Consider the following 10,547-nt stretch of genomic DNA (forward strand, 5'->3'; position numbering starts at 1 on the left):
CGCCGACGGGATGCTCCCCGCGCGCGGCGACGGCGGGGCGCTCCCGCTCGACGCGCCCATCGCGGTCAAGGAGGCGGTGCTGCCCTTCGACCGGTTCCGGACCATCGAGGGACAGGGCGTCGACACGGTGCTCGGCCCGGAGATGCGCTCCACCGGCGAGGTCATGGGCATCGACGAGGTGTTCGGCACCGCCTACGCCAAGTCGCAGGCGGCGGCCTACGGTTCGCTGCCCACCAAGGGGCGGGCCTTCGTCTCGGTGGCCAACCGCGACAAACGAGCCATGATCTTTCCGGTCAAGCGCCTCGCCGATCTGGGTTTTGAGATTCTTGCCACGGAGGGGACCGCGGAGGTCCTGCGCCGCAACGGCGTCCGTGCCAAGATCGTCCGTAAGCACAGTGCGGGTCCCGGGTCCGACGGTGAGCCCACCATCGTGCGGCGCGTCCTCGACGGTGAGGTGGACCTCATCGTCAATACTCCCTTCGGTAGCCCGGGGCAGTCGGGGCCGCGCCTGGACGGATACGAGATCCGTACCGCGGCCGTGCTGCGGGGGATCCCGTGCGTGACGACGGTCCAGGGGCTCGCCGCCGCGGTGCAGGGCATCGAGGCGATCGTCCGCGGAGACGTGGGCGTGCGGTCCCTTCAGGAGCACGCCGAGCACCTGCGAGGTGCGCGGCAGCGGATGTGACCGGACGGCGCCGGGACCGGCGCCGTCGCGGGAGTGAGAGAGGCCGCCGCGCGGTGGTCCTCGGCGAAGGGAGAGGCGTGATCGAGCCGGAGGGGCGCGTGGCACCGTGACCGACGTGCCGGTGCAGGCGTCCGGGACCGTGCTGACCGTGCGCAAGGTCGAGGCCTACCACGCGATGACGCTGGTGGCCCCGGCGATCGCCGAGCGCTTCCGGCCCGGTCAGTTCGTCGCGCTCGCGGTCGGGGGCGATCACACCAGCCTGCTGCGTCGCCGGTGCTTCGCGGTCTACGAGGTGAAGTCCGACTACGGCGGATCGGTCGAGTTCGTGTTCGCCGTCCGCGACGCCGGGACGCGGTGGCTGGCCGGCCGCAGGGCGCGCGACTCGGTCGACGTGATCGGCCCGCTCGGCCGGCCGTTCCCCCTTCCGCGCGACCCGGTGCGCTGCCTGCTGGTGGCGGGCGGACACGGCGGCGCGGCGCTCTTCTCGCTCGCCGACGCGTTGCGGCGGCGCGACTGCCAGGTGCACTTCGTGCTCGGCGGGGCCGACGCCGCCCATGTGTTCGGCGCCCGGTCCGCGAAGCGGGTCGGCGACACGGCGACGGTGATCACCGAGGACGGGTCGCGCGGGCTCCAGGGCTCGGTGGGCGACGTCCTGCCGCGAGTGATCGAGGGCACCGGAGCCGAGGTGGTCTACGCGTGCGGCCCGGTCGCCACGCTCCGCTCGGTGAGCTCGATCGCCGCCGACTACGGCATCCCGTCGCAGGTCAGCGTCGAGGAGTTCCTCCACGAGACCGGCGCCTGCGGCGTCGGATTGTGCATGACCTGCGTGCTTCCCGTGATCGGCGACGACGGCGTCACCCGGATGGCCCGCGCCTGCGCGGACGGTCCCGTCCTGCGGGGTGAGCGAGTGCGGTGGAGCGACATCGGCACGATCCCGCTGGACGCCCTCGGCGCGCCGAGGGCCCTGCACCTGTCGGAGGGCCCCTCGGAGGTCAGGGGAGCGAACGGGGAGGCGCGATGAACCTCACCAGCCGGCTGGGCACGGTCGAGCTGCCGAACCCCGTCATGACGGCCGCAGGCTGTGGCGGGAGCGGCCGTGAACTGGCGCAGTTCTCCGACCTCACCAAGCTCGGAGCCTTCGTGACCACCTCCGTCATGCTGCAGCCGCGGGCCGGCCGGCCCATCCCGCGGCTCGCCGAGACGCCCAGTGGCATGCTGACCTCGATGGGCCTGCCGGGGCCGGGGATCGAGACGTTCCTGGCCAGGGACCTGCCGTGGCTGGTCGAGCAGGGCGCGCGCACCGTCGTCTCGGTGGGCGGCAACAGCGTCGACGAGTACGCCGAGGTGGCCCGGCGGCTGCGCGACGCGCCGGGTGTCACCGCGATCGAGGTCAACGTCGCCTGCCCCAACGCGGAGGACCGCGGTCTGACGTTCTCATCGCACCCGGGGGCGGCGGCCGAGGTCGTACGGGCCGTACGGGCTCACACCCGCCCCGACATCCCGGTGCTGGCCAAGCTCTCCCCGGACGTCACCGACATCGTGACCATCGCGCTGGCCTGCGTCGACGCGGGGGCCGACGGGCTGGCACTGATCAACACCACGGTCGGCCTGACCATCGACCTCGACACGATGCGGCCCGCCCTCAGCGGGGTGTCGGGCGGACTGTCGGGGCCCGCCATCCGGCCGATCGCCCTGCGGTGCGTCTACCAGGTGCACGCCGCGCTGCCCGACACGCCGATCGTCGGTGTCGGCGGGGTCGCGACCGGCCTCGACGCGCTGGAGTTCGTCCTCGCGGGCGCCTGCGCCGTGGGCGTGGGCACGACGTTCCTCCACGACCCCTCGGCCGGGCCGCGGATCGTCCGTGAACTGGAGGACGCGCTGGCCGAGCGCGGGATCGACCGGCTCTCCGACGCGGTGGGACTCGCCCACAGGCCGCCGATTTCGCACCTGCCGCCACGGGGCGCTCTCACCGGGTTCGTGCCCCGGCAGGGCAGGCCGAGCATCAGTCCCGAGCCGCCGGCCCGGGCCCACCCGAGACCGGACAAGGTCGAGGACAACCCCAAGGAGCCGACGCCGTGACCTCACTCGCACCCATCGCCGTCGCGCTGGACGCGCCCGACCTCGAGACCGCCGCCCGCTGGGCGAGCCTGGTCACCCCGCATGTCAGCACCGTGAAGGTGGGCCTGGAGCTCTACCTGCGCTACGGGCCCGACGTGGTCGCCAGCGTGCGCGGCGCCAGCCGGGTCGAGGTGTTCCTCGACCTCAAGCTGCACGACATTCCGGCCACCGTCGAGGGCGCGGCCCGGGTGGTGTCCAGGCTCCGGCCCGCCTACCTGACGGTGCACGCCACCGGCGGCGCCGCGATGATCCGCGCCGCCGTCGAGGCGGCGCCGACGACCAAGATCGCCGCTGTGACGGTGCTCACCTCCCTGCACGACAGGGACCTCGCCGGCATCGGCCTCAACGGGCCCGCCTCGGACGCCGTACGGCGTCTCGCGGTGATGTCGGTGGCCGCTGGGGCCCAGGCGCTCGTGTGCTCGCCTCAGGAGGCCGCCGCGGTCCGGGTGGAGGTAGGTCCCGAGATCACTCTGATCACGCCCGGAGTGCGGCCTGAGGGCTCCGCAGCGCAGGATCAGATGCGGGTCGCCACGCCGGAGGAGGCTCTGAGCGCCGGAGCGGATCTGCTCGTGATCGGACGCCCGATCACCGGCTCGCCCGATCCGGGCGCGGCGGCCGCCGGAATCGCCGCCGCGCTACGTCGCACGAGCACCGCGACACGCTGACGGAGGCCCGCACCGGACGGTGAAACGGGGCCCGGAGGCGCCGTCGCGCGGGCTCGCCGGGCGCGGCGCTCGGAGGCGTTCTCGGGGCCAGCGCGGGCGGTTTTTCCGGCTCTCGCGAAAGACCAGGCTGTCACGGGAATCCGCCGCTGAGAGCCTCAGTTTAGGTACAGTTCGTATTCAGGTCATTACGAAGAGTAGTATTCGCTATTTTGTGACGGGCTAAACGGGGCTTCACGTTGCCTTACAGGGTCTGAACTCGCTAGTTTCCCAACCCGTCCGACTCCGTCGAGTGGAAACACGAGGTGACCCGGCGTGGCTCTTCCGCCCCTAACCCCCGAACAGCGCGCCGCAGCCCTTGAGAAGGCTGCCAAGGCCCGCAAGGAGCGGGCCGAGGTCAAGAACCGGCTCAAGCACGGGGGTACCTCGCTCGCTGAGGTCCTCAAGGACGGGCAGACCGACGATGTCATCGGAAAGATGAAGGTGTCGGCCCTCCTGGAATCCCTGCCCGGTGTGGGCAAGGTCCGTGCGAAGCAGATCATGGAGCGGCTCGGTATCGCCGAGTCCCGCCGCGTGCGTGGACTCGGTGCCAACCAGCGCGCCTCCCTGGAGCGTGAGTTCGGCGGCGGTGGCAACCGCTGACGAGCATCCCGCGGGCGGGCGCGACGGTCTGACCGCCGCGGCCGGCTCCGGTGTACCCACACCGGAAGACGGCTCCATCCCGCCCCCCTCCGGGGCATCGGCATCCGCACCGGAGGGCTCTGTTCCGCATGACCGCTCTGTCCGGCGCCTCACGGTCCTGTCCGGTCCGTCAGGCGTCGGCAAGAGCACGGTCGTCGCCGAGATCCGGCGTGCCCATCCTGAGGTGTGGCTGTCGGTCTCGGTGACGACGAGGCCTCCCCGGCCGGGGGAGGTCGACGGCGTGCAGTACTTCTTCGTCGACGATGCCGGTTTCGACCGGCTCGTCGACGAGGGCGAGCTGCTCGAGTGGGCCGAGTTCGCCGGGAACCGTTACGGAACCCCGCGCAGGCCGGTCGAGGAGCGGCTCGCGGCCGGAGTGCCCACCCTGCTCGAGATCGACCTGCAGGGGGCCCGTCAGGTCCGCAGGGCCATGCCGGAGTCGCGCCTGGTGTTCCTCGCCCCGCCCTCATGGGACGAGCTCGTCCGCCGTCTCACCGGCCGCGGCACCGAGCCGCCCGAGGTCATCGAACGCCGTCTCGAGGCCGCTCGCATCGAGCTCGCCGCCGAGAAGGAGTTCGATCTCACCCTGGTGAACACCTCCGTGCGGAACGTGTGCTCGGAGCTGCTCGGTCTGATGACGGGCTGAGCCCGTCTCTGCCGGCTCCCCCTCGGGCCGGGTCGCATGCTCGGTCTCGGCCCGCAACGGCCCGAGTGAGGTAGGCTTTCGGCGCCGCCACAACCAGGCGGACGGTCGCGGGTGCCCGCGGCCACAGGGCGTGGAGACCTAGCCTCCGGCGGTCTGTGAAGCGCGAACACCGAGCTCTCAGGCGGATCCCCGGCCTCGGCCGAGGGAGAGGCGGCCGGACTACGGACTAGTGGAAGGCGTACGGCGTGGCAGCCAGTGCGGAAGGAATCACCAACCCATCGATCGACGAGCTGCTCCAGGTCGTCGACAGCAAGTACAGCCTCGTGAGCATCGCGGCCAAGCGGGCGCGTCAGATCAACGCCTACTACGCGCAGCTCGGCGAGGGCCTGCTGGAGTACGTCGGGCCGCTCGTCGAGACGCAGGTTCAGGAGAAGCCGCTGTCCATCGCGCTCCGTGAGACGCGCGAGGGCCTGCTCAACTCCGAGCCCATCGAGGGCTAGGCCCGGAACCCGGCCGCCCAGGGGGTCTCGCGGGGATGACGCGCGTACCGATGGCTGAGGAGACGAGACCCCGAGTGATCCTCGGGGTCGGCGCCGGAATCGCGGCGTACAAGGTGTGCGAGCTGCTGCGCCGGCTCACCGAATCGGGTCACGACGTACGGGTGGTCCCGACGCGTGATGCCCTGCGCTTCGTGGGCGAGCCCACCTGGGCGGCGCTCTCGGGCCGGCCTGTCGCCACCGACGTGTGGTCGGAGGTCGAGCAGGTGCCGCACGTGCGGCTGGGCCGGGAGGCCGACCTGGTGTTCGTGGCGCCGGCGACGGCCGACCTGCTCGCGAGGGCGGCGCACGGCCTTGCCGACGACCTGCTCACCAACACGCTGCTCACTGCGCGGTGCCCGGTCGTCTTCGCGCCGGCCATGCACACCGAGATGTGGGAGCACCCGGCGACCCGGGCCAACGTGGCCACCCTGCGAGCCCGCGGTGCTCTCGTGGTCGAGCCGGCCTCTGGGCGGCTCACCGGCGCCGACACCGGCCCTGGACGGCTGCCCGAGCCCTCCGAGCTGTTCGAGGTGGCGAGGGGCGTGCTCGCCCGCACCCGGTCGGCCGCGGGCCGCGCCGCCGCGCCGCCCGCCGACCTGTCCGGGCGGCACGTGGTGGTGTCGGCAGGCGGCACCCGCGAGGCGATCGACCCGGTGCGGTTCATCGGCAACCGCTCCTCCGGCCTGCAGGGGTACGCCCTCGCGCGCACGGCCGTCGCCCGAGGGGCGCGCGTCACCCTCGTGGCCGCCAACGTCACGCTGCCCGATCCGGCCGGCGCCGAGATCGTACGGGTGGTGTCGGCCGAGGACATGCGCCAGGCGGTCCGCAAGTCCGCCGACACCGCCGACGCCGTCGTGATGGCCGCCGCGGTCGCCGACTTCCGGCCGGCCGACTACCGCGACCGTAAGATCAAGAAGTCCGATTCGGCGGGACCCGAGCCGATCCATCTCGTCAAGAACACCGACATCCTCGCCGAGCTGGTCGCCGAGCGGCCGGCCGGGCAGGTGGTCGTGGGCTTCGCCGCCGAGACCGACAACGTCATCGAGCACGGCCGCGAGAAGCTCGCACGCAAGGGCTGCGACATGCTCGTGGTCAACCAGGTGGGCGAGAACCTCACGTTCGGCACCCCCGACAACGCCGCCGTGGTGCTCACCGCGGACGGCGGCCGGGTCGAGGTGCCCCGAGGGCCCAAGGAGGCCCTGGCCGACGTCGTCTGGGATCTGGTGGCGGCGCGTCTGAGATGATGCGTCCCACCGATGACCAGGCTCCACCGATCTTCGATCGGACCCTGGATAGACTTCGGCCGAACATCCCGGAATCCCGATCTGCTAAGTCAGCAGCCGCTGCAAGGAGTGCACGAACGTGTCCCGTCGCCTGTTCACCTCCGAGTCCGTCACCGAGGGCCATCCGGACAAGATTGCGGACCAGATCAGTGACGCGATCCTCGACGCGATGCTCAAGGACGACCTGAAGAGCCGGGTCGCCGTCGAGACGCTCATCACCACCGGTCAGGTCCACGTCGCGGGCGAGGTGACCACCGAGACCTACGTGGACATCCCCGGTGTGATCCGCGAGAAGATCCTCGAGATCGGTTACGACTCGTCCAGCAAGGGCTTCGACGGCCACTCGTGCGGCGTCTCGGTGTCGATCGGCGCGCAGTCGCCGGACATCGCGCAGGGCGTCGACGACGCCTACGAGAGCCGGGAAGGCGAGGGCGTCGACGAGCTCGACCGCCAGGGCGCCGGTGACCAGGGCCTCATGTTCGGTTACGCCTGCCGTGAGACGCCCGAGCTGATGCCGCTGCCGATCACGCTGGCGCACCGGCTCGCACAGCGGCTGTCCGCGGTCCGCAAAGAGGGGGTCGTCCCCTACCTTCGGCCCGACGGCAAGACCCAGGTGACCATCGAGTACGACGGCGACCGTCCGGTCCGGCTCGACACCGTCGTCGTGTCCAGCCAGCACGCGCCCGACATCGACCTCAAGGAGCTCCTGTCGCCCGACGTCAAGGAGCACGTCGTCGACCCGGTGCTGGCCGAGTTCGACATCGACACCGAGGGCTACCGCCTGCTGGTCAACCCGACCGGGCGGTTCGAGGTCGGCGGCCCGATGGGCGACGCGGGCCTCACCGGCCGCAAGATCATCATTGACACCTACGGCGGCATGGCCCGCCACGGCGGCGGCGCGTTCTCCGGCAAGGACCCGTCCAAGGTCGACCGGTCCGCCGCCTACGCCATGCGCTGGGTCGCGAAGAACATCGTCGCCGCCGAGCTCGCCGACCGCGCCGAGGTCCAGGTGGCCTACGCGATCGGCAAGGCGCACCCGGTCGGCCTGTTCGTCGAGACCTTCGGCACCGAGAAGCTGCCGGTGGCCAAGATCCAGCAGGCCGTCCTCGACGTCTTCGATCTGCGTCCCGCCGCGATCATCCGGGACCTCGACCTGCTGCGTCCGATGTACTCCCAGACCGCCGCCTACGGGCACTTCGGCCGCTCGGTGCCCGACTTCTCGTGGGAGTTCACCGACCGGGTCGACGGCCTCCGCTCCGCCGCCGGTCTGTAGCCGACCACATCCGCCGAAGGGCCCCGGCGACCCGCTGCGTTCAGCGGGCGCCGGGGCCCTTCGCGCATCCGCGCGGCGGGGCCCGGGGTGCTCCCGGGGGATGGCCGTCCCCGGCGACCCGGTCCCGGTCAGTGCCGGCTCTGGACGACGCCGCGCACCGCCCAGAGGCCTCCGATCAGGAGCGCACCGACCAGCGCGACGGTGCCGGTGGCCGATGCGCCGAGGGCGCCGAGCACGGCGACCAGCGCGCCGTAGGCGATGGACAGCGTGACCAGTACGGGCGGCGAGAGCATGAGTTTCATGCCCGTCAGCCTGGCGACGCGTGCGACCGCGTGCCATCCACCGGTACACAGATCTTCGGTGTCCACCGATCGGTGGACGTATCACCCCAGGTCGCGGCGGTACGGTGAACAGTCGCGCCGGCCGGCCCCCGAACCGGTGGCCGAAGGAACTGGAGGGTGGATGGGCCGGGTATGGTGACGCCGATGACGGGTCCGGGGCGGCATCTCTGGCAGCGGGCGATGGTCGGCTGGCACGTGGTGTTCGCGGCGCTCGCCCTGCTCACGGCAGTATTGGCCGGGATCGAGCGGGACACCGGCGCCGAGCGGCGATGGGCGGCGCTGGGCCTGCTCGCCGGCCTGTGCGCCTGGTACGCGGCCACGGGTGCGAGGGCCCTCGATCGTGAGGATCCGCGTCTCGGGCACCTCTACCTGGCCGTCGCCGGCCCGGTGATCGTCGGCCTGTTCGCGGTGCTCCCGGTCGGCTCGCTGATGCTGTTCGCGCTCTACCCCCAGATGTGGGCGCTGCTGCCGCCGCGCCGTGCGATCGCCGGCACGGTCGCGGCGGTCGGCTCGGTCGGTGCCGTGATGCTCCTGCGCACCGGCCTCCACGGGCCGGGCCTGCTCGACGCCATGGTCCCGGCGGTCGTCGCCCTGCTGTTCGCGCTGCTGCTCGGCCTCTGGATAACCAAGATCATTCAGCAGAGCACGGAACGGGCCCGGCTGGTGGCCGAGCTCGCGGCCGCCCGGGCCGAGGTCGAGGCGGTCAGCCGCGACGCCGGTGTGCTCGCGGAACGGGAGCGGCTGGCGCGGGAGATCCATGACACCCTCGCCCAGGGCCTCACGAGTATCGCGATCCTGCTCGACGCGGTCGAGACCGAGCTCCGCGACGACCAGACCGAGGCGCTGCGCCGGCTGGACCAGGCCCGCCGCTGCGCGCGCGAGAACCTCGCCGAGACCCGCGCGGTGGTCGCGGCCCTGAGCCCGGTGGACCTCGAACGGGCGTCGCTCGCGGACGCGGTGGTCCGGCTGGTCGACCGGTTCGGCGCCGAGACGGGCGTCACGACGCGGCACGGGGTCTCCGGGGCCCGGCGCGCGCTGCCCGTCGAGTGCGAGGTGGTCCTCCTGCGGGCCGTGCAGGAGGCGCTGGCGAACGTGCGCAAGCACGCCGGCGCCCGGGAGGTCGACGTCGAGCTCCACTACCACGACGACAAGGCGGTGCTGCGGGTGGCCGACGACGGCCGCGGCTTCGACGCGAGCGTCCTGCCGGAACACGGCTTCGGCCTGGCCGGGATGCGCGGCCGCGTCGCGGAGGCCGGGGGCGTCATGGTCCTGGAGTCCGCGCCGGGGACGGGCACCGTCCTGCGGGTCGAGCTTCCCCGCCCGGGGTGGAGTGACCGGTGACGACGATCCGGGTCCTGATCGCCGATGACCATCCGATCGTCCGCGACGGTCTGAGGGCCGTGCTCACGGCCGAGCCGGACCTGGAGGTGATCGGCGAGTGCGCTTCGGGCGACGAGGCCGTCGCGCTCGCCGAGATTTCGCGGCCCGACGTCGTGCTCATGGATCTGCGCATGCCGGGTGGGGACGGCTTCACGGCGACCGAGCGGATCGTCGCGGGCGGCTACGCGCGCGTGCTCGTGCTGACGACCTACGATCACGATGAGGACATCCTGCGCGCCGTCGAGGCGGGAGCCACCGGCTACCTGCTCAAGGACACCCCGCGCGGACCACTGGCCGAGGCGGTGCGCACCGCCGCCCGTGGCGAGCCGGCCCTGGCGGCCCCGGTCGCCGCTCTTCTGGTCGATCGCCTCCGTACCGGCTCGCGCAGCGTGCTCACCCCCAGGGAGACCGAGGTGCTCCGGTGCGTCGCCGAGGGCCTGTCGAATCCCCGGATCGCGCGTGAGCTGTTCATCAGTGAAGGCACGGTGAAGACCCACCTGTTGCGGCTGTTCGCCAAGCTCGGGGTCGGTGACCGCACGTCCGCGGTGACCACCGCCATGGCGCGTGGCATCCTGCCCCCGCCGGGCCGCCGCTAGCGGTGACCACGAACGTTCGGGAGCTCACTAAGGTCGTGGCGTGGTGAACCGGAGTCGCGATCGTGCCGGAGACGTCCGTGGCGTCGTGACCGCACACCTGCCCGGCTACCGGATCGACTCCGTGGTGCTCCTCGGCGAGGGCGAGGACAACCTCGCATACGAGGTCAACGGCGAGTTGATCGTACGTTTCGCCAAGGAGCCCGATTCGGTGGACCGGGCCGCGCGGGTGAACGGCGAGGCCCGCCTTCTCGCCGCCGTCGCGGGCATCTCACCGCTACCCGTCCCCGAGCCGAGCTTCACGGTCGCGGAGCAGGGCTGCCTGGCCTACTTCAAACTCCCCGGC

Annotated in this window: 12 protein-coding genes and 1 pseudogene; 12 read left to right on the plus strand and 1 reads right to left on the minus strand. The window is 72.1% G+C overall.

Annotated elements, in window-relative coordinates; all coding sequences use genetic code 11:
- The 9 genes and pseudogenes from carB to metK all read left to right on the plus strand — a co-directional run.
- Positions 1 to 685, plus strand: a pseudogene (gene carB / locus HKK72_RS30350) (carbamoyl phosphate synthase large subunit); the annotation flags it as partial.
- Positions 686 to 860: 175 nt separating this feature from the next.
- Positions 861 to 1,706, plus strand: a complete 846-nt coding sequence (locus HKK72_RS30355) for a dihydroorotate dehydrogenase electron transfer subunit (RefSeq protein WP_187237879.1) — start codon at positions 861 to 863, stop codon at positions 1,704 to 1,706.
- Positions 1,703 to 2,764, plus strand: coding sequence for a dihydroorotate dehydrogenase (locus tag HKK72_RS30360; protein ID WP_187237870.1), 1,062 nt, complete (start codon positions 1,703 to 1,705; stop codon positions 2,762 to 2,764). Before HKK72_RS30355 ends, HKK72_RS30360 begins: the two co-directional genes overlap by 4 nt.
- Positions 2,761 to 3,468 (plus strand): orotidine-5'-phosphate decarboxylase, encoded by a 708-nt coding sequence (pyrF, locus tag HKK72_RS30365; RefSeq protein WP_187237871.1) that lies wholly within the window; start codon positions 2,761 to 2,763, stop codon positions 3,466 to 3,468. Before HKK72_RS30360 ends, pyrF begins: the two co-directional genes overlap by 4 nt.
- A gap of 312 nt (positions 3,469 to 3,780) precedes the next feature.
- Positions 3,781 to 4,107, plus strand: a complete 327-nt coding sequence (gene mihF / locus HKK72_RS30370) for an integration host factor, actinobacterial type (protein ID WP_187237872.1) — start codon at positions 3,781 to 3,783, stop codon at positions 4,105 to 4,107.
- A gap of 76 nt (positions 4,108 to 4,183) precedes the next feature.
- Positions 4,184 to 4,792 carry a guanylate kinase gene (gene gmk, locus HKK72_RS30375; RefSeq protein ID WP_187237880.1) on the plus strand — a complete coding sequence of 203 codons (609 nt, stop codon included), beginning with the start codon at positions 4,184 to 4,186 and terminating at the stop codon, positions 4,790 to 4,792.
- Positions 4,793 to 5,037: 245 nt separating this feature from the next.
- Entirely contained in the window at positions 5,038 to 5,292 is a 255-nt protein-coding gene (rpoZ, locus tag HKK72_RS30380; protein ID WP_187237873.1) for a DNA-directed RNA polymerase subunit omega, read from the plus strand.
- Positions 5,293 to 5,342: 50 nt separating this feature from the next.
- Positions 5,343 to 6,575: a bifunctional phosphopantothenoylcysteine decarboxylase/phosphopantothenate--cysteine ligase CoaBC gene (gene coaBC, locus HKK72_RS30385; RefSeq protein ID WP_187237874.1), complete on the plus strand. Its 1,233-nt coding sequence runs from the start codon at positions 5,343 to 5,345 to the stop codon at positions 6,573 to 6,575.
- A gap of 118 nt (positions 6,576 to 6,693) precedes the next feature.
- Positions 6,694 to 7,887, plus strand: coding sequence for a methionine adenosyltransferase (gene metK, locus HKK72_RS30390; RefSeq protein WP_187237875.1), 1,194 nt, complete (start codon positions 6,694 to 6,696; stop codon positions 7,885 to 7,887).
- 128 nt (positions 7,888 to 8,015) lie between these two features.
- On the opposite strand, the gene HKK72_RS30395 is transcribed toward metK, so the two are convergent.
- Positions 8,016 to 8,189: a hypothetical protein gene (locus tag HKK72_RS30395; RefSeq protein WP_187237876.1), complete on the minus strand. Its 174-nt coding sequence runs from the start codon at positions 8,187 to 8,189 to the stop codon at positions 8,016 to 8,018.
- Between the two features lie 183 nt (positions 8,190 to 8,372).
- On the opposite strand from HKK72_RS30395, the gene HKK72_RS30400 reads away from it, so the two are divergent.
- From HKK72_RS30400 to HKK72_RS30410, 3 genes are all read left to right on the plus strand, one after another.
- On the plus strand, positions 8,373 to 9,569 hold the full coding sequence (locus HKK72_RS30400; protein WP_187237877.1) for a sensor histidine kinase: 1,197 nt from the start codon (positions 8,373 to 8,375) through the stop codon (positions 9,567 to 9,569).
- Positions 9,566 to 10,204, plus strand: coding sequence for a response regulator (locus HKK72_RS30405; RefSeq protein ID WP_187237878.1), 639 nt, complete (start codon positions 9,566 to 9,568; stop codon positions 10,202 to 10,204). The genes HKK72_RS30400 and HKK72_RS30405 overlap by 4 nt, the downstream gene beginning before the upstream one ends.
- 40 nt (positions 10,205 to 10,244) lie before the next feature.
- Positions 10,245 to 10,547, plus strand: a 303-nt coding sequence (locus tag HKK72_RS30410; protein ID WP_222721327.1) for a phosphotransferase family protein, incomplete at its 3' end; no start/stop codon positions are given.

It is taken from the genome of Actinomadura sp. HBU206391 (genome assembly GCF_014323665.1).
In the GTDB taxonomy this organism is placed as follows: domain Bacteria; phylum Actinomycetota; class Actinomycetes; order Streptosporangiales; family Streptosporangiaceae; genus Actinomadura_C.

What these genes read in the sequence shown, in the direction of transcription:
- HKK72_RS30355 (WP_187237879.1), top strand. Translation starts at nt 861, where the DNA reads ATGACGCTGGTGGCCCCGGCGATCGCCGAGCGCTTCCGGCCCGGTCAG.
- HKK72_RS30360 (WP_187237870.1), top strand. Translation starts at nt 1,703, where the DNA reads ATGAACCTCACCAGCCGGCTGGGCACGGTCGAGCTGCCGAACCCCGTC.
- coaBC (WP_187237874.1), top strand. Translation starts at nt 5,343, where the DNA reads ATGGCTGAGGAGACGAGACCCCGAGTGATCCTCGGGGTCGGCGCCGGA.
- HKK72_RS30395 (WP_187237876.1), bottom strand. Translation starts at nt 8,189, where the DNA reads ATGAAACTCATGCTCTCGCCGCCCGTACTGGTCACGCTGTCCATCGCC.
- HKK72_RS30400 (WP_187237877.1), top strand. Translation starts at nt 8,373, where the DNA reads ATGACGGGTCCGGGGCGGCATCTCTGGCAGCGGGCGATGGTCGGCTGG.